General features: G+C 61.2%; 15 protein-coding genes. 11 read left to right on the forward strand and 4 right to left on the reverse strand.

Features of this window, described 5'->3' with window-relative positions:
• The first annotated feature begins 89 nt into the window (after positions 1–89).
• From guaA to PXJ20_RS12590, 5 genes are all read left to right on the forward strand, one after another.
• Positions 90–1,673, forward strand: coding sequence for a glutamine-hydrolyzing GMP synthase (gene guaA / locus PXJ20_RS12570; RefSeq protein WP_421030845.1), 1,584 nt, complete (start codon positions 90–92; stop codon positions 1,671–1,673).
• Between the two features lie 300 nt (positions 1,674–1,973).
• Positions 1,974–3,233 (forward strand): tyrosine-type recombinase/integrase, encoded by a 1,260-nt coding sequence (locus PXJ20_RS12575; RefSeq protein WP_186032782.1) that lies wholly within the window; start codon positions 1,974–1,976, stop codon positions 3,231–3,233.
• A 59-nt stretch (positions 3,234–3,292) separates the two neighbouring features.
• Positions 3,293–3,568: a hypothetical protein gene (locus tag PXJ20_RS12580; RefSeq protein WP_421030846.1), complete on the forward strand. Its 276-nt coding sequence runs from the start codon at positions 3,293–3,295 to the stop codon at positions 3,566–3,568.
• A 4-nt stretch (positions 3,569–3,572) separates the two neighbouring features.
• Positions 3,573–4,115, forward strand: a complete 543-nt coding sequence (locus tag PXJ20_RS12585; RefSeq protein WP_186087570.1) for a helix-turn-helix transcriptional regulator — start codon at positions 3,573–3,575, stop codon at positions 4,113–4,115.
• Positions 4,116–4,191: 76 nt separating this feature from the next.
• Positions 4,192–9,393: an ATP-binding protein gene (locus PXJ20_RS12590; protein WP_421030847.1), complete on the forward strand. Its 5,202-nt coding sequence runs from the start codon at positions 4,192–4,194 to the stop codon at positions 9,391–9,393.
• Positions 9,394–9,542: 149 nt separating this feature from the next.
• On the opposite strand, the gene PXJ20_RS12595 is transcribed toward PXJ20_RS12590, so the two are convergent.
• Both PXJ20_RS12595 and PXJ20_RS12600 read right to left on the reverse strand, forming a co-directional pair.
• Entirely contained in the window at positions 9,543–9,926 is a 384-nt protein-coding gene (locus PXJ20_RS12595; protein ID WP_421030848.1) for a helix-turn-helix transcriptional regulator, read from the reverse strand.
• Positions 9,927–10,227: 301 nt separating this feature from the next.
• A complete protein-coding gene (locus PXJ20_RS12600) occupies positions 10,228–11,787 on the reverse strand; it encodes an LA2681 family HEPN domain-containing protein (protein ID WP_421030849.1) in 1,560 nt (519 codons plus the stop codon).
• Positions 11,788–12,315: 528 nt separating this feature from the next.
• On the opposite strand from PXJ20_RS12600, the gene PXJ20_RS12605 reads away from it, so the two are divergent.
• A complete protein-coding gene (locus PXJ20_RS12605; protein ID WP_421030850.1) occupies positions 12,316–13,140 on the forward strand; it encodes a DUF932 domain-containing protein in 825 nt (274 codons plus the stop codon).
• A gap of 78 nt (positions 13,141–13,218) precedes the next feature.
• The gene (locus PXJ20_RS12610; RefSeq protein ID WP_421030851.1) at positions 13,219–15,237 is read left to right on the forward strand and encodes a ParB/RepB/Spo0J family partition protein; all 2,019 of its coding nucleotides are present in this window, start codon (positions 13,219–13,221) and stop codon (positions 15,235–15,237) included.
• 258 nt (positions 15,238–15,495) lie between these two features.
• Here the strand turns inward: PXJ20_RS12610 and PXJ20_RS12615 are convergent, their stop codons facing one another.
• The gene (locus PXJ20_RS12615; RefSeq protein WP_421030852.1) at positions 15,496–15,834 is read right to left on the reverse strand and encodes a hypothetical protein; all 339 of its coding nucleotides are present in this window, start codon (positions 15,832–15,834) and stop codon (positions 15,496–15,498) included.
• 188 nt (positions 15,835–16,022) lie between these two features.
• Between PXJ20_RS12615 and PXJ20_RS12620 the strand changes: the two genes are divergently transcribed.
• Positions 16,023–16,340, forward strand: coding sequence for a DUF736 domain-containing protein (locus tag PXJ20_RS12620; protein WP_036039748.1), 318 nt, complete (start codon positions 16,023–16,025; stop codon positions 16,338–16,340).
• Between the two features lie 51 nt (positions 16,341–16,391).
• Here PXJ20_RS12620 and PXJ20_RS12625 read toward each other — a convergent pair whose 3' ends face one another.
• A complete protein-coding gene (locus PXJ20_RS12625) occupies positions 16,392–16,682 on the reverse strand; it encodes a helix-turn-helix domain-containing protein (RefSeq protein ID WP_026349857.1) in 291 nt (96 codons plus the stop codon).
• Positions 16,683–16,981: 299 nt separating this feature from the next.
• Between PXJ20_RS12625 and PXJ20_RS12630 the strand changes: the two genes are divergently transcribed.
• The 3 genes from PXJ20_RS12630 to PXJ20_RS12640 all read left to right on the forward strand — a co-directional run bounded on the left by PXJ20_RS12630 (position 16,982) and on the right by PXJ20_RS12640 (position 18,812).
• On the forward strand, positions 16,982–17,332 hold the full coding sequence (locus tag PXJ20_RS12630; protein ID WP_036039744.1) for a DUF2958 domain-containing protein: 351 nt from the start codon (positions 16,982–16,984) through the stop codon (positions 17,330–17,332).
• Between the two features lie 317 nt (positions 17,333–17,649).
• Complete coding sequence (locus tag PXJ20_RS12635; RefSeq protein ID WP_421030853.1) at positions 17,650–18,405, forward strand: DUF7011 domain-containing protein; 756 nt, start codon at positions 17,650–17,652, stop codon at positions 18,403–18,405.
• A 125-nt stretch (positions 18,406–18,530) separates the two neighbouring features.
• A complete protein-coding gene (locus PXJ20_RS12640) occupies positions 18,531–18,812 on the forward strand; it encodes a helix-turn-helix transcriptional regulator (protein ID WP_070106976.1) in 282 nt (93 codons plus the stop codon).
• Positions 18,813–18,815 lie beyond the last annotated feature (3 nt).

An 18,815-nucleotide genomic window follows, 5' to 3' on the forward strand; every position in this document is an offset into this window, starting at 1 on the left:
CTACGCACTGAAAAGTACGCACTGAAATCCATGCCGCGCATCGTGCGCGGTTTTTTGTATCCGTTCTTTCTTAGATTCCGTCCGCTGCCATGCACGACAAGATCCTGATTCTCGACTTCGGTTCGCAAGTCACCCAGCTGATTGCACGACGTGTGCGCGAAGCCCACGTGTACTCGGAAATCCATCCGTACGACGTCGACGACGCTTTCGTCCGCGAGTTCGCGCCGAAGGGCATCATCCTCTCGGGCGGCCCGAATTCGGTCACCGAAACCGATACGCCGCGCGCCCCGCAAGCGGTGTTTGAACTCGGCGTACCCGTGCTCGGCATCTGCTACGGCATGCAGACGATGGCCGAGCAGCTGGGCGGCAAGGTGGACGGCGGTCACGTGCGTGAATTCGGTTACGCCGAAGTCCGGGCGCGCAACCACACGAAGTTCCTGGAAGGCATCGAAGACTTCAGCACGCCGGAAGGTCACGGCATGCTGAAAGTCTGGATGAGCCACGGCGACAAGGTCACGGAAATGCCCGAAGGCTTCAGGCTGATGGCCTCCACCGAGTCGTGCCCGATCGCCGCGATGGCCGACGAATCGCGTCATTTCTACGGCCTGCAGTGGCACCCCGAAGTCACGCACACGGTTCAAGGCCGCGCGATGCTCGAACGCTTCGTGCTCGGCATCGTGGGTGCGAAGGCGGATTGGGAGATGGGCCACTATATCGACGAAGCCGTCGCGAAGATTCGCGAGCAGGTGGGCGACGAGCACGTCATTCTGGGCTTGTCGGGTGGCGTCGATTCGTCAGTCGCTGCCGCGCTGCTGCATCGCGCGATTGGCGACCAGCTCACGTGCGTGTTCGTGGATCACGGACTGCTGCGCCTCAACGAGGCCGAGCAGGTCATGGCCACCTTCGCCGACCACCTCGGTGTGAAGGTCATTCACGTGGACGCGAGCGAGGCGTTTCTCTCGAAGCTCGCGGGCGTGACGGATCCGGAGGCGAAGCGCAAGATCATCGGCGCCGAATTCGTCGAGGTGTTCCAGACCGAGGCGGGCAAGCTCAAGGACGCGAAGTGGCTTGCCCAGGGCACGATCTATCCGGACGTGATCGAGTCCGCGGGCAAGGGCAAGAAGGCCGCACACACCATCAAGAGCCACCACAACGTAGGCGGTCTACCAGAAACGCTGAACCTCAAGCTGCTCGAACCGCTGCGCGAACTCTTCAAGGACGAGGTGCGCGAGCTGGGCGTGAAGCTTGGTCTGCCGCACGAGATGGTGTACCGCCATCCGTTCCCGGGTCCGGGCCTCGGCGTGCGCATTCTCGGCGAAGTGAAGCGCGAGTTCGCGGACCTGTTGCGCCGCGCGGATGCGATCTTCATCGAAACGCTGCGCACCACCATCGACAAGGAAACCGGCAAGTCCTGGTACGACCTCACGAGCCAGGCGTTCGCGGTGTTCCTGCCGGTAAAGAGCGTGGGCGTGATGGGCGATGGGCGCACCTACGAATACGTGGTGGCGCTGCGCGCGGTGCAGACGCTCGACTTCATGACCGCGCATTGGGCGCACCTGCCGCACGAATTGCTGGGTCGCGTCTCGAACCGGATCATCAACGAGGTGCGCGGGATCAATCGCGTGGTGTACGACATCTCGGGGAAGCCGCCGGCGACGATTGAGTGGGAGTGAAATCAGGTCCTTCGGGGACTATCGCAGGCTATCGAAAAACTTCCGTAACGTGTTGATTTCGAAATAAATGCGTCGCGGAAGCTATCGGTGGCTATCGCCAGCCAGCGGTACAGGTTGACGGTAAAGCTGACGGTAGGAACCGGAGGTCGGATTAAGACCCTCTCGTTTACTATTCAGACCATAGCGGTCTTTGACGGTAAAAATCATCTCGGGAAAGCTGGTTTTATGCGGCTTTCCGAGCATCAGCAGGTCTCCTGGCCCCTGACGGTAAAAGCCGTCACGAACAGGAGGAAAACCTCGATGCTTACCGACACCGCACTGCGCAATCTCAAGCCTAAGTCCAAGACTTATAAGGCTTTTGACCGTGATGGTATGTACGTGACGGTATCGCCCGTCGGTACCGTTACCTTCCGCTACGATTACCGCCTCAACGGCCGACGCGAGACGCTGACTATTGGCCGTTACGGGCCGGCCGGTATCTCACTTGCCTTGGCGCGCGAAAAGCTGATCGACGCTAAGAAGGCAGTCGCTCAAGGCAATTCTCCGGCGCTTGAGAAGCAGCGCAGTAAGCGCCGTCTTACCGCGGCTAAGACCTTTGGCGACATGCTGGGCCGCTGGCTGGCCGATGCCCGCATGGCCGACAGCACGCGTGCAATGCGCAAGAGCATTGTTGACCGCGACATCTTTCCTGTCTTCCAGAACCGGTTGCTGACCGAGATCGGTCCCGACGATCTGCGGGCGTTGTGCAACAAGGTGAAGGCCCGTGGTGCCCCGGCGACCGCAGTCCACATCCGCGACATCGTCAAGCAGGTCTATGCCTTCGCAATCCTGCATGGCGAGAAGGTGGACAACCCGGCTGACGACGTGAAAGCCGCCTCGATCGCCACTTTCATCCCGAAGGATCGAGCACTGTCGCCAGCGGAAATTCGGCTGGCGTTCCGTCAGTTGGAGTCTATCGCCACGTACCCGACCATTCGGCTAGCGCTGCGCCTGGTTCTGCTGACACTGGTGCGCAAGAGCGAACTGATCGAGGCGACCTGGAACGAGGTCAATTTCGAGAGTGCGATCTGGACGATCCCCAAGGAGCGGATGAAGGGACGCAACCCACACGTGGTTTATTTGTCCAGCCAGGTGCTAGATATCTTCGTGGCGTTGCACACCTGCGCCGCCGGCTCCAAGTTCGTACTGCCGTCGAGATACGACGCTGATCGCTGCATGTCGCATGCAACGCTGAATCGGGTGACGCAGATCATCGCTGAGCGGGCCAAGATCGCGGGTCTTCCGTTGGAGGCATTTACCGTCCACGACCTGCGCCGTACAGGATCGACCTTACTCAACGAGGTGGGCTTCAACGGAGACTGGATCGAGAAATGCTTGGCGCACGAGGAAGGAGGGCGTTCCTCGCGCTCGGTCTACAACAAGGCCGAATACGCCGAACAGCGACGCCACATGTTGCAGGAGTGGGCCAATATGGTCGGTGCGTGGATCGATGGCCAGACCTATGTGCCTAAGCTGATGCCGGACAACGTGGTCGTGCCGGTGTTGAGTGCAACGGTCTGAAAGGCTGCAAGGTTGTCACTTGACAACCTTGTGGGTCATCCCCACACTGGAGACTACTGATGGCCCGTCCCTCTCATCCGAAGAAAGAGGTCGAGGAAGCTCTCAGGCACGCCGAAGGGCAAGGCTGGCGCGTCGAAGTTGCCGGCTGCCATGCTTGGGGACGGATTTACTGCCCGTACAACGATGAAGAGTGCCGCTGCGGCGAGTTTTGCATCACCAGCGTATGGAGCACGCCGAAGAACCCCGGCAACCACGCGCGCGCCTTGCGGCGCGTCGTGGATAACTGCATTACGCATCGCAAGCAGTTCGGGGCTGACAGCGGTGTCGAGGAGTAGCGGGATGGAATACACCTTTACTTTGAAGTACCAACTTACTGACGATGACCGAGATTTGGATGCACTGGTCGAGCGTTTGGGCGAAGCCGGCTGCGACGACGCTCTGATCGGTATTGGGCAGCCGGGGCGTCTGGCGTTGGAGTTCACTCGCGAAGCGGTTGACGCAGGGGTCGCCGTGCGCAGCGCGTTGGCCGACGTGCTCCGTGCCGAGCCATCGGCCAAGCTGATCGAGGTGGCGCCGGATCTGGTTGGTCTGACTGACGTGGCTGAGATCGTGGGCGTGTCGCGACAGAACATGCGCAAGCTGATGTTGGCCCATCCGAGTAGCTTCCCGGCGCCGATGCATGAGGGCAGCGCGTCGATCTGGCATCTGGCCGACGTGTTGGCCTGGTTGCAGACTAAGGGGAGTTATTCGCTCGCGCAGGCGATGCTGGAGGTGGCGCAGGTGGCCATGCAGGTCAATATCGCGAAGGAGCAGCGGCGAATATCCGAACACCGAAGGCATCGCCTTGTCCCGCGTACTACTCACCCAGTGCTCGAAGGTTGAAGGGCCATTCGTCAGGATCCTCTAACGCATCGAGCGAGAAAAACAGCAGCGCTAAGTCGACCCTGGAAAGGTAACAATGGAAAAGACCCAACCGGAAGGCGATGTCCCTGACATTCCTGATCAACAGGGAACGAGTACAGCTGCCAGCGGTCCTGCTGGCGCGCACTTTGAAGGGCAGGTCGCAGCGTTTTACCTCCTCGCAATGCTCTGCGGGGCACCACCACGTGGTCTTCCTGGCACATCGATAGATCGAATCGCTCTTCAACAAGCGAACACCGGGCGACCGCTCGACGATGTAATTGTTCACGCAGTCGACGGTTCCGGTAGACCTGCGGTACTGGAAATTCAGGTCAAGCGGACGATCACATTCACCCCTGCGGACCCAGTGTTCCGAAAGGTTGTCGGCCAGATTGCCGAGGCCGTGCGTCGCCCGGACTTTTGGCCAACCCAGTATGGCTTGGCAATCGCCACCGCTAGAGGGTCGCGCAAGATCAATGGTCCATATCAGGACGTGCTCGCACTGGCACGACAAATCGGAGATGCAGAGACATTCGTCTCACAACTGAAGCTTCCCGGTGTCGCAAATGACGACATGCGTGCTTTCGTCAAAACGTTCCAAGGTCACCTTAAGGAAGAGGGAGCACCTCACGATGACGAAACGACCTGGAAATTGCTACGCCGGCTGCAGATTCTCACGTTCGACTTTACAGCACCTGGGTCAGCCTCTGAGGATCTCGCTAGGGAGCGAGCGCTCCGCGCGTTGCATGCCGATGATTCTTCGCGAGTCGACGCGTTTTGGGGGAATCTTGTTGAGCTAGCCATTAGCGTGGCCAAGAATGGAGGGGATAGAAGCCGCGAAACGCTTCTGGAATCCCTGCGTCCTCTCGGATTTCGCTTCGCCGCAGACCGGCGGCACTCAAGTGCGCGGGCGGCGCTTGCTGAACATGCCCGCCAGGCGCTCGCGGACATCGACAATTATGTGGGCCAAGTCGTCCTTGCACGACATGAGCGCGTGGCTGCGGTGCACGAAGCCTTCGACGCCGGACGTTATGTGGAACTTCGCGGCGACGCGGGTGTAGGTAAGTCTGGCGTCTTGCGTCAGGTGGCCGAGTCCTTGAGGGTAGAGGGGCACGTTCTCGTCCTAAGCCCTGGCCGTTGCGTTCCGCGCGGTTGGACAGCTATGCGTGCGCAGATCGGTTTTGAAGGTACGGTCCATGAACTTTTGGTGGAGCTTGCCAATGACGGAGGCGCCATCCTGTTTGTGGACAATCTCGATTCTTTTAGCACCGAGGAACGTCTCACTGTCGTCGACATGCTCCGAGCTGCTGCGGATGTCGCAGGTGTGTCGGTTCTCACCACTGCTCGAACTGAGTTTGGTGTGGAGGAACCGAGTTGGTTGCCAGAGGAAGCGCTAGATAGATTGAAGCGCGCGGCACCAGTGTTGATCGATGCGTTGAGCAAGGCGGAGATCGGACAACTCGCGGACAGAGATCCAGCGTTGAGCCCATTGCTTAGCGAGCACCATCCTGCCCGACAGGTAACGAGAAACTTGTTTCGGCTCGCTCGCGTTGCGAGTAAGCCAGCGGCCGAACCATTGCCGCATACCGAAGCTGAGATGGCCAGCCAGTGGTGGTCCACGGCTGATGGCGAGTGCGACACTGGATGGAGAGATCGGGCTCGCCTGTTAAGCGATTTGGCTCGGCAAACGCTCGCGGGATCAAATGATCTTGATGTCAGTATTCAGCCGGCACAGCCTATTGACGCATTGGTTCAGAGTGGCACATTGCGCAGTCTGGGCCCCAACCGCGTCTCTTTCCGTCACGATGTGCTGCGCGAGTGGGCGATCGCCTGCGCACTGCATGGTGATGTCAGTCTCATCGATCGGCTTGACCTGAAGCGTCCAGCTTCCGCAACGCATGCGCGCGGCATCGAGTTGGCTGCCAGGATGATGGTTGAGCGCGCAATGGATGGTTCGGATTGGAAGAGCTTTCTTGAACGCTTGAGCGGCGACGGCGCACACAAGTCCTGGAGACGCGCGGCCATGCTTGCGTTAGCCCGCTCTGAAGCGGCAGAGGCCGTATTGCAGCGCGTACAGCCGATCTTGTTTGCTAATCAGGCGTTGGTGCTTCGTGAACTCCTTCGCACCGTGATGGCCGTCGAAGTTGTGCCAGCTTCGACGGCCTTCGCTGCTGCCGGCGTCGATCCCAATCTCATACCGGCGGGCATGACGATTCCGAAGGGACCCGCCTGGCTCGCTCTCGTTGTGTGGCTCCTGAGCATCGGCGATGGCGTTCCCGCTGAAGCTGTTCCAGAAGTGATTGACCTGTATACGGGCTTCTCCATTGGGACTCTCGGCCTCACGGCCATCACGCCTCTTACAACGCGACAGCTGTACCGATGGCTGAGATCGATGGAACCAAGGAACAGCCCCCCTGGCCTGAATGAAGGGCCTCTATTCTGGGACGGGCTTGAACGCGATCAAGTCCAGTCGGTCCGCCAGGATCTGCGCAACGGATTCATCATGTTTGCTCGCGCAACCCCAGACCTAGCTGCCGAATATCTTCAGGCTGTCGTCCAAAGCGAACATAACGACGACTTGGTTCGAAGTCTCCTGAAGATGCGCGGGACTTTGGCACAAGCGGCGCCCACTGAGCTGGCCAGGCTGACCGAGCAGGCACTAATCGAAAACCCACGCCCCCGCCAGCGACGGTTCCATGATGAGCGCGAAGATGCCTTCACATTCGTCGATCACGAGTTTCTTCCAGCTTCTCCGGCGCAAGGCCCGTTCTTCGAACTACTGCAGTACTCGCCGGTGGACGGGCTCTCGCTGATTCACCACTTGGTGGGTCATGCCATCGCTCACGGCACCCGCGGCCGTGATGCCGGCGATAACGCGATCTCGCTGCCGTATGCGGATGGCGCACGTGCCTTTCCTTGGACAGGCACCTATTTCTGGTCTAGGAGCAGCAACTACTACGCGATAACGTCGGCACTTATGGCCTTGGAAGCGTGGGCTCATCAACGTATCGATGCCGGTGAGTCCTTCGATGCCGTTCTGAAAGATGTACTCGGGCCACCAGGATCTTGCGCCGCCTACCTCCTTGTTGCGGTGGACTTGATCATCTCGCATTGGCCGAAATCGGCCACGTCAGCCGTGGAGTTTCTTGGATGCCCCGAACTCCTGTGCTTGGATCATACGCGACAGGTTCATGATCAGCTTGAGACCCCGGATTTTTTCGGACTGGGAACGTTACAGACCGAACCACGCGGTATGGTGAGTATCGCCGAGCTGAACAAACGGTTGTCCAGGCGGATGACGCTAGATGGGCTAATCGGCAACTACGCGTTGTCAAACGAACCGGAGCAACTGCAAAGGCTAACGGGACTGCTACGTGATGCGGCTGATCGTCTAGGACCAGCCGGAGCCCAAGCCAATCTCAGCAATCCGGAGTTCATGGTCCTGCACGCGCTGAATCTTGCCGAGCCAGCAAACTGGCATGAGGTCGAAATGCTGCGTAAGGATGGTTCGATAGTGAAGGCTCGCCGCTACGTATCTCCGGCCGCAGAACATGATCACCTTCAAGCACTACGGGACGCTGCGGCAGCCAAGTCGTCCGACTTCGCGATGCAGAGCTCAATCACTCTTGGGATCGATGATCCATCCCGCTTCTCGTCGGATCAACTTCAAGCCGCAGTAGCTTGGGCCAGCCGTCCGGCTCCAGAACCCACGGCGCCGACAGATGACGATAGCGATGATGTATCGCCAAACATGCGACGAGAGGCCGTCCTTGCAGCTGCGATGATGAGCATGCGAGATGGCGATAAAAGCTTGCGGGACACGTATGGCGACTGGGCGCGTACCCAGCTGCAGGACGCGCTCGCGTCCGATGGTCACGACCCCGTGCATCAAGTCCGAGCTGGACTTCGCTTCAATCCGGTCGCAATCGCCTATGCCGGTCTGATTCACGCCTTGGCGCACAGGAACACTCAAGAAGATGTTAGGGCCTTGCTCACGGCAGCGGCAGAAGGTCATCATGCGGCCGCTCACGGTTTTGGCGCTGCAATTGAAACACTGGTGAGAGTTGATGAACGGCTGCTTCGAGCCCTTCTCCGCTGCGCGCTCCATGCTTGCATCGTTCCTGTTCGCAAGTGGGACATTTCTGACGAGGAGAGGGCAGCACGAGGCAACCGGAAGAAGGAGGCTGCAGGGGCCGCCGTTGATGCGGAGATGGCCTGGCTGGGAGGGGCTACGCCGGAGCCTAGTTGGCCAGTTTTCCCCAAGGAGCTTACCCGTCCCAGGCGACGCCTTCGACTGCCTGTGGCATCGATGCAGTTTGAAGATCCGCCCGAAGCTGCAGTGCTGCCGCCAGAAGAGGAGGTCTACCACCAAACTGCGGCGCTATGGCTCCGCCAGGTGCAGGGACTCGGCAATGCCGACAAGTGCCCATGGCTTCGCGATGTGGCCAATGCCTACATGCCGTGGACGATTGGAGCGAACGGTGGAGACCTTGTCGACGGGGAGGAGGCTGACAACACACCATTGGAGTGGAACAACGTTTTCTTTGCTCTGGCTGCTCGCTGCACAGTTGGTCTGAGCGCGACTGAGGTCGCAGATCTTGTGACACCGATTTCAGCACTACCGGAGCAGAACTTCTTTGACGTGCTCGCCGATTTCTTGCGGAGCTTTGACGCGGTCTACTTCGGCGGCGGCAATGTGGACGCTTCAGTTGCTGTTGCCATTCGATCGGGGTTCGCTGGCCGCATGATGGAAAGCTGGGGATGGAAGCGTCTGAAGGGCACCAAGGAAACGTCCATTGAGAGGCACATCGCCCCGGCGATCGCCACCCTATTCTTTAACGACTACAACTTTGTCGCACCGACGAAGAGTTATCTCCTTGAAAAGGGCGTGGAGCGGCTCGGGCCGTTTCTGACAGTTTTGGCTCAGCTCACTCATTCCGGACCGTCGCCCTTTGTCGCCCTCGTCCTGCTAAACCTTTTGGAAGTTGCGCCACGCGCAGAGCATCTCGATTTGCTCGTTCAAGCAGGAACGATCTGGCTCGGAACGTATCCCGACTTTCGGTCATTCTGGATCGATCATGGATTCGGTAAGCGATGGTGTGAGATCGTCGAAAGGATTCATGCTCTGGATCCTGTGGCCATCGACGCCGACGCGGCAATCCGCGCGGATGTGGACAGTACCCTAGCGGAGTTGGTTGGCCTTGGCATTCCCGAAGCGAACCGATTGGAAGAATTACTCAATGGTCCAGGTGGTCGCTGAGCTTCTGGATTTCTCTTTCGTAAATCAGTAGACGATAGATGCGACGACCTCGAAGGTCGGTTTTTCCGTTAAATGATCTATGCCTTGGCTTGGCCGAAATCAGGCGACAGTGTTCTTCTCCACTGTCGACGACGCATTCAGGCGCGGCATCAGGTTGACCGGTGCCGCGCAAGCAGTACGGGCCGATGCGTGCGTTGCCTGACATCCGGACCGTAGGGGCTGTCAGCCTGGCCCGATCGAGACGCCCGCTTGCAGGCTTCGATCCAGGCTTCGACTTCTTCCAGGTCCCACACCACGCAGCGCGGCGTTAGCCGGAAGCGTCGGGGAAACTCGCCACGTTGCTCCATTTCGTAGATAGTGGTTTCCGCGAGAGGAACGATCTGGTGCAGCTCGCGGCGGCGAATCGTGCGGCGAAAGGGTAGTGGTGGTGCTGTTGGAAACTGCGAAAGTTCAGCGTATTGCTCCGTGCCAGGTAGAGGCAAGGACGTTGTGGGGCGTGCTGATTTCCCGATTGGATTCGCGTCAGAAGCCATAGCAAGATTCGATATTGTTCGCATTGGTTGTCATGATGGCTATCGGTGGCTATCGCGACAACTTGCTGCAGCAAAGTCTGGCGTAAGGAGTGCGTACGTCCGGCATCCCAGTGTTCCGCTATCGGGCTCGTCGGCTATGTCGCAGGCCTCGTGCTGAGTCGACGCCATCCGCCTTTGAACCCTAGCGCCTTCGGCCCGGTTCTGCGATCTGGGTCTTCACGCTCCACTTGCCCGGTCCGGTCCGCGCGCGGAAGAGGGCGATCTTGTTGAACCCCCTCCAACCTAAGCCGGATCGTCGCATTTAGGTTTCGTCATCTCGTCCACGAATCCAGTCGTGATCGGGGACGATCAGTGACCCAACAAAACCGGCTGTCCGCTGTGACAAACCTTGTTCGTGCTGCGAAATAGAAAGCGCAAGCATTTGGATGGCCGACCTAGCAACACGCAAAGCGCGCAATGCCTCCTGAGTAAACTGCTCCCGTCGGTGACGTTCGATTTCAGGTGCCTGTCTGCTGTGCGCTGGATCACCAAAGTCATGCAGTACCACAAATCTGTGCGTGCCAGCGTTGCGAAGGTCCTTTTGAGAGCGCAGGATACCCGCGCTGCTGTCATAGTCCTCGGCAAGCTCCACAAGGCCATAGAGTGCACTGGCTCCCCCGCGGATCGCCCTTTCAACCTTTTCTGCAAGTGGGCGCACTCCAGTCGCCTTGTCAGGATTTCCTCGCCATAGCTTGCCAAAGTAGACCTTATCTGGCGTTTGCCCGAACTCGAAATAATGGTTCGCTGTTACGGCGATCTTGTCGAGAAGATCGAGGGCTGTACGGTGCGCCAAGATAAGCGCAGACGCATCCGGGCCGTAAGTGGCGTAATCAAGGGTATCTCCAAATCGCCCCGTCGCTGGCCAGACGTTCACATCGAGCGCTCGCCATGCCAGATCGCGCGCGAGGATGAAATCGCTCTTCAGCACATTGAACATGGCGAATACGGGTGGAGGCATCCCGATAGCGCCCGATTCACGCTCCCGAATCCCAGGGAGCACTAGCCAGTCCAGCTTATCGAGGGTGGGGTCGATGAGTTCGATGGCTGGTGCAAGCGTCAAGCGTTCGCGTTCGATCCATTCAATGAATGGATCTGTGTGGGGTGATCGCGGTGGCGGATCTTCCAATTCAGAGGCGAATGCAGCAATCTGCTCTGCGGCCTGCGCACCAGCGTATTGGATAACGCGATCCTGATGCCGACGTGCAATCTTGGCCAACATGATTGCTTCGACGCGGGTAAGGTCCGAACAGCCGCCTTGCTCATACAGCCATAGCAAATTACGGGCTGCGGAACTTGCCGCAACGCCGTTCTCCGGATGAATTTCTAGCGCGGCAAGCCATGCATCATGAGCTTCACCAAGTCGATAGCTGTTACTGAACTGATTGGCGAGGTTCGTCCAGGCTTGAGTTTTCAGTGCCGAATCGGCATCCGGATCCTGCGCTACTTTCCAGAAGCATTGCCGTGCTTCGATGCGAAGCTCTCTCGTGCGTTCCTGATGATCCAACCAGTTCGGACCGCGAGGTGGATTGCCTGTCGAAGCGACTAACCCATTCGCCAGGTTGTAGGTGATATCAGCCGTAGGGAATCGACTGTGCAGTACACGATATAGCGCGAGTCCTTCCTCAATCGCATCTTGCTGCTGAGTCAAGACGCCGCCATCCACCAAGGCACCTGCTCGCAGACACATAAAATTGAAGCGCTCGGGTTCAGGGGTATCAAGATTGATCTCCCTGGCCTGCTTCACTGCCTCAGCGGGATCGCTATTCAACAAGGTATTCAGATAAGTCGCTTGCTCGTAGAACCTTTCCGGCATTGGTGACATAGCTAGGCTCCTTGCCTTATTTGATCGCTAAGAGTTTAGGCGTTTTACCGCATATTGAACCGAGGTGGCGTCTCCGGCCAGATGGCCGGTCGCGCTCTCGTGAATCGAGCCTGCGTTGCAGTCTCGACCCTCCGGGCTTCCATCGCTGACGCCTTCGGCCCGGCTCCTTGATCCGGACCTGCGCGCTTGCGCTTGCGTGGCATCGGCGCCTACTGCGGCCGGTTGCCTGTCCAGCCGTCTTCCCTGACTTCATCCCCTTGTCCGCGACCGTAGCCCGCGTCCATGCGCCGTCAAGGCGCGCCGGGCCGTGTCCTCGGCTGCGCCTGCGGGCCGCACCAACCCGGCGCTTTCCTCCTTGACGGCACCCGTCCGCGTGCTCCTAACCGTCGCGGGCGATGAACTCAGGAAAGACGGTGGCAACGAGGCCGGCCCAGGTCTCTGCGCCGCCCCCACCGGAAGTCCAAAGCGGGCTCCGAATCTAGGAATCCGGTGGGGTTTTCACAGCCAACCCTTGTCAGGAGAAAGACCATGCAACTCGTTTCCCGTTTCGCTCCGCGCTCCCCGGTGCTGCGTTCCGAACATCCCTTGTCGGATGACCAGATCCGCTCCGTAGCCCCGTCCATCTTCGCGGACGCCCCGCACGCAAGTCGCTCGCAACGGTACAGCTACATCCCGACGGCAACCGTGCTGCAGGAACTGCGCGGCGAAGGCTTCGAGCCTTTCATGGTGTGCCAGACCCGCGTGCGGGCCGACGACCGCCGCGACTACACCAAGCACATGATCCGGCTACGCCATGCCAGCCAGATCAACGGCCGCGAGGCCAACGAAATCATCCTGCTGAATTCGCACGACGGCACGAGCAGCTATCAGATGCTCGCCGGCATGTTCCGCTTCGTGTGCCAGAACGGCCTCGTTTGCGGGGACACAGTGGCGGACGTGCGCGTGCCCCACAAGGGCGACGTGGCTGCGCAGGTCATCGAAGGCGCTTACGAAGTCTTGCACGGCTTTGACCGGGCACAGGAATCCCGCGATGCGATGCAGGCGATCACGTTGGACGCCGGGGAATCGGAAGTGTTCGCCCGCGCGGCGCTCGCGTTGAAGTACGACGAGGACAAGCCCGCGCCCATCACGGAATCGCAAATCTTGATGCCGCGCCGTCACGACGATAGCCGCCGCGATTTGTGGAGCGTGTTTAACCGCACGCAGGAAAACCTCGTCAAAGGCGGCCTGTCATCACGCGCCGCGAACGGTCGCCGTCAGACCACGCGCCCTGTGCAAGGCATCGACAACGGCATCCGCCTCAATCGCGCCTTGTGGCTGCTGGCCGATGGCCTGCGCCAGTTGAAAGCCTGAATCCCCGTGCGGCAGGGGCAGGCAGCAGCCCTTGCCGCTTCTCTTGCTGCTGCATCCCAACTGTCAGGAGTTATCACCATGAATGCCGTTACCCAAGCCGAAGCCATCGCCCTCGAATCCGCCGCCGCGCTGGAAGTGGCCGACCCGACCAAGAACCTCATTTTGGTTCCGCTCTCGCAATTGTTGCCGCGCCGCTCCAAGCGCAACGCACGCACGACCCCGCGCCTGTCCATCCCCGAACTAGCCGCGAGCATTTCCCGCGTCGGCCTGCTGCAAAACCTGATCGTCATTCTTGCCGCCGATGATGAGCAATACGAAGTGGTGGCGGGCGACCGTCGCCTGACCGCCTTGAAGCTGCTGGTGAAGAAAAAACGCATCGCCGCCGACCATGACGTGCCATGCCTGCTGGTGCCAGATGCGTCGGCACGTACCGTGAGCCTCGCCGAAAACCTGCTGCGCGAGCAGATGCACCCTGCCGACCAGTTCGAGGCATTCGCCGCGCTGGTCAAGGAAGGTCGACCCATCGAGGACATTGCCGCCGACTTCGGCGTGTCCCCATTGACGGTGCAACGCCGCCTGAAACTGGCCAACGTGTCGCCGCGCCTGATGACCGACTATCGCGCCGGGACCGTGACGTTGGAACAGTTGATGGCCCTCACCATCACCGACGATCACGCCGCGCAGGAAGCCGCGTACTACAGCGCGCCGGAATGGCAGCGCGGTGCATCGGCACTGCGCGAGCGCTTGACCGAGCGCGAAATTGACGCGACGCATCCGCTGGTGCGTTTCGTCGGATTGGATGCCTACACGAAGGCAGGCGGGGGCCTTCGCCGCGACCTGTTCGCGGACGACGACAGCGGCACCTATCTGACCGATGCGGCGCTGCTGGAAACGCTGGTGCGCGACAAGCTGGACGCGCTGGCCGAGGACGTGCGCGGAGAAGGTTGGGCGTGGGTGGAAGCCGTATCGCACATGAGCCATGCCGACCGGCAGACGTTTCAGAATGCACCGCGTCAGCGCCGCGAGCCGACCGCTCGCGAAGCCCGCCGCATCGCTTCGCTGCAAGGCCGTCTCGACAAGATCGACACGACGCTGGAAGAAGCCTACGACGCCGAGAACGAGGACAAGGTAACCACGCTGGAAGAACGGCGCGAGCAGGTGACTGGGGAACTGCAAGCCATCGAGGACGCCTTGCAGGACTACGCCCCGGACGTGCGCGCCGTGGCCGGTGCCATCGTCACGCTCGACCGCGAAGGCGAGGTCATTATTCATCGCGGCCTGTTGCGCGAGGCCGAGGCCAAGGCGCTGCGCACGTTGCACCGGCTGCGGCAGGGTTTCGCGGAGGGCGGAAGCCCGGACGAGGACGAAGGCGGCGCCGCTGACGAAGCACCCAAGACCGCGAATGTCTCCGACCGGCTGGCGCAGCGGTTGAGCGCCCATCGCACGGCGGCGCTGCAAATCGAAGTGGCTAGGCATCCGCACGTCGCGCTGGCCGCACTGGTGCATGGCATGGTGCGGACTGTCTTGCAGGACGGATACCACCGCGACGGCTTGCCGCTCGGTGTGAGCCTGAAAGTGCAAGACCGGCTGGAAGGCATCGCCCCGGACATGCCGGAATCGCCCGCCGCCGTGGCGCTCCACACCTTGCAGGAAGTCGCGGGCGAAGCCTTGCCGCAAGACAGCGCCGAACTGTTCGCTGCGTTGCAGGCGAAGTCGCAAGACGAGCTGGTGCGTCTGCTGGCCGTGTGCATCGCGTCCACCGTGGACGTGGTGACGCCTCGCGCCACGCAGCAACAGCCCGGCGCGGAACTGGCGCAGGCCGTGGGGCTGGACATGGCCACATGGTGGAAGCCGACCGCCGAGGGCTATTTCCGCCACATCGCCAAGCCCGCGATTCTGGATGCCGTGAATCAGTACGCTCCGGCGCACGTCACCCGCCTGTCGAAGTTGAAGAAAGGCGACATTGCCAGCGAAGCCGAACGGCTGGCGGACGGCACCGGCTGGATGCCCGCCGTGTTCCAGATCGACCACCACACCGAGCCCGAAGGTGCACCCGAGGCGAAGGACGGGGCGGATGCGCCAGACGATGCCGCCTAGGTGGAGGAAGCGCACGCCTTGGCCGCGTGAAGTCGCGGCATAGCCCCGGCGCATCGCGCCGGGGTTTTCACCCGAACCGGGCGCGGTAGGTCTGCCGTGCCCGGTTTCACTATCCACCGCAAAACCAAAATCGCCCCGTCGCCGCCTTTGACCAGGCGGCGCCGGGGCGGGCGCGCAACGACTTTGCGCGCAGCACAGCGAATCGGTGCCCGCTGACGCGGGCAAGGTTCTGATAGCGCCTCGCCGCAAGGGACGGGGCTACGCCCCGGCTTGCTGCGGCAGGTTGTGCCAAAGCGTGCCGTCCTCGACGCTGACGGTTCGCCGCCTGTACGTCACGAAGGACGGTTCACCGACACGCCGCCGCCCTTGCGATGGAGCTTCCACGCCACGCTTCAACCACGATGGCCGCCTGCTGGCGGCAAGGGCGTTCTTGCCTTGTCGCTGGCGATTGTCCTTGCCCGCGTCAGGGCGCAAGCCGGTAAAGCCGTCACGCGGAAATGACGAGGTCGGCCATGTCTTCTTTCGGAAGCAGGCGGCCTGTGCGTCCTTGGCTTGTCGTGAATCCTGGCGAGGGCACGGCTGCGCCTTGGGCTTCATGGTCGCAACCTTCCAGCGAAAACAATTTCCCCTGCGCTGCGCGCATTCCTCGCGGGACAAATTCTTTTCGCTTTCAGGTTCTCCACGTTGTTGCGACCGCTACGCGGTGCAACCCGCCCATCCCCCGCCGGCCGGTTCACAACAAGGACGCACTGGCGCGACCTTGGTTCACCGAAAGGAGAAATATCATGGCTAACATCGGCACCTTCACCGCAGAGAAAGACGGCTTCACCGGCACGCTTCGCACCCTGACGCTCAACGTCAAGGTCAAGCTGGTTCCCAACGACAAGGGCGACAACGAGAAAGCCCCGGACTTCCGCCTGCAGGCTGCCAGCCACGACATCGGCGCTGCGTGGAAGAAGACCAGCGAGGCTGGGCGGGAGTACCTGTCCGTGACCCTCGACGACCCTTCGTTCCCGGCAACGGTCTATGCCCGCCTGATCGAAGGCGAGGACGGCACGCACGACCTGATCTGGTCGCGCAGCAAGCCACAGCAGGCGGACTGACGCCGCTCACCGCGCCCCGTCCCTTGCGGCGGGGCGCTTTCCGTGTGACGCCTACGCTTCGGACGCCGCGAGCTGGCGTTCCGTTTCGGTCATCACCACGGCTGTACTGCATTTAAGCGCGCTGGCGATCTTGAAGATGATCGCCAGCGTGGGCATGTGCTCGCCGCGCTCGACCTTCCCCATATGGGAACGCTCGATGCCGGCCAGGTTGGCCAGCGATTCCTGCGCAATCCCGCGTTCCGTTCGCAGTGCGCGCACTGCGGCACCGAAGGCTTGCGCCAGTTCGGCATCGAAGGTGGTAGCACCGGCCGGACGGCCGGGTTGGACGGATCGCTTCTGCATGGACAGAAGCGTCCGGTCGCGGGACAATTAAAACCACGTTATCTTTAACTCATCGGCGGCAATTTAGTCCGTTTCCGTGCTTTTACTGAAATCCGCATCGGCGGATTCCGACAGAATTGGGGAGCCGTTTCCGTGCCTTTCCTGGCCTGCACAATTCCGCTTTCGCACTTCTGCGCATGTACGGATTCGATGGCTTGCGCCTTCGTGTTTCCGCACGAAAGCACGCATCCGCTTCGTCAGTTCCATGCTTCGCAAGAAAAGCGCATCCCTGCATTGTCGGATTTGTGGGATACCCGCCCATGACCCAGCCACTCGTCACCGCAGAACAGCGCGCGCAGCTACTCGCTGCAGGTGCGGCGCGTGCTGCGGGGCAGGACATTGACCCGCAGCCGGTGGTGCGGCTATTCACGCCGGACGCGCACGCGATCTGGTTGTTGGCTTCGCTCGATCCCGCCGATGGCGATACCGCCTGGGGACTGATCGACCTTGGTATCGGGATGCCGGCGCTCGGGACGGCCAAGCTGTCCGACCTAGCCAGCATCGTCGGGCCGCAGCAACGGCCTGTCTTGCGCGATCTCTATTTCCACGCCGCACGGCCACTATCGGAGTACGTCAGGCTGGCGCAGCGCGACGGCTCCATTCCTGACTAAGCGGGGCGTATTGTGTCTTTCTCGGTCTAGGTCAAGACAGTTGCGGTCTGGATCGGCACTCTGGCACCAAGCCGGTGCGGCTCTGACCGAAAGAGACAGGATGCGCGGCGCGGCTTACGGCAGGGTGTCCGGTGCTGCGCGCCATTTCCGTGCGGCGCAGTCGTCGCATTCGGACGACCTTTGTAAGGCACCGGAGCTAATCGGTCTTGACACCCCTCGTTACAGCTTGAGTTTTCGCCGATTGGATGGCGCTTTGATGTTGTAGCTCCTGTGCTCGACGCCCGTAGCGACGTTCCTGTTGAACGGGAGGTCGCGTCATGGCTGATCGAAGCGGCGATGCCTGGTATCCCACCGCCGCGTACCTGTACGTCCTGCATCTGGATGGCCCCGCGCTGGCGTGGGAATACCTGCGTCGCCATTCCGACTACCGGCGCGACTGGCTGCGCCGTCGCTTCCGCCCGGATGCGGCGCACGCCTGGGGCTTGCGCTTGCTGGAAGACCCGACACTGGATGCACGCGACGCGCATCCAGACTGGTTTCCCGATCCGGCTGGCGTGATCCAGCTCTACCCGGATGCTGACCCGCCACCGGAGGCGGACGCCTTCGCGTTCTGGCGCATTCCCGGCCACAAGTACCTGATCCACGATGGCAAGCGCCTTGTGCTGACGGTGGACTGGCCCGGCTACTGCGTGCGGCTCGCACTCGCGCCGGGCTTGGCCGATGGCATGGCCTATCTCTATGCAGTCCGCGCGTGCGCCACAGCCTGCGCGAGCTACCGCACGATCACGGCCGAACTGGACATGCTGGCGACGGCAGACGCGGCCGTGCCTGCGGCAGCGGCCCGCTCGCGGCCCACGCCTGCCGCGCTGCTGGAGCTGCATACCTTGCAGGCGCTCGATGCTGCTCTCGCGGGCGCATCCTTGCGCGAAACCGCCATCGGACTGTTTGGTGCGGATGCCGTGGCCGCCGGCTGGTACGCCGATGGGGGCCTGCGCTCGCGCGTGCGCCGCCTGGTGCGGCGCGGCCAATCGCTGATGCGCGGCGGCTACCGCCGCCTTGCACAACTCGATTGACCTGCGCAGGGCCGTTTTGCCTGCGCTGCAAAACGACCCTCTGCGCAACGCATCGCTTTCCCAAGACTGCTTCCATCCGGTCGCGCTGTGTGGCCGGGCGTTCCTGACCGATGGAGGTTCATATGATGCGTCCCGCTCCCTTGCGACCTGCTGCCGCGCCCGTCGGCACGACACCGCAACCCCAGCGCTACCTTACCAACGACGAAGCCGCCGAGTACCTGCGGCTGTCGCCGCGCACGCTCGAAAAGCAGCGCGTGATCGGCAACGGGCCGAAGTTCCGCAAGTTCGGCCGCCGCGTCATGTACGCGGTGGCCGACCTCGATGCCTGGGCCGATCAGCGCAGCTACGAAACCACCTCCGATCCCGAATACGCCGAACACCATTCGGCCGACAGCCGTGCGCGCTGAACG

The organism is Paraburkholderia sp. A1RI_3L, from assembly GCF_048957895.1.
Taxonomy (GTDB): domain Bacteria; phylum Pseudomonadota; class Gammaproteobacteria; order Burkholderiales; family Burkholderiaceae; genus Paraburkholderia; species Paraburkholderia kururiensis.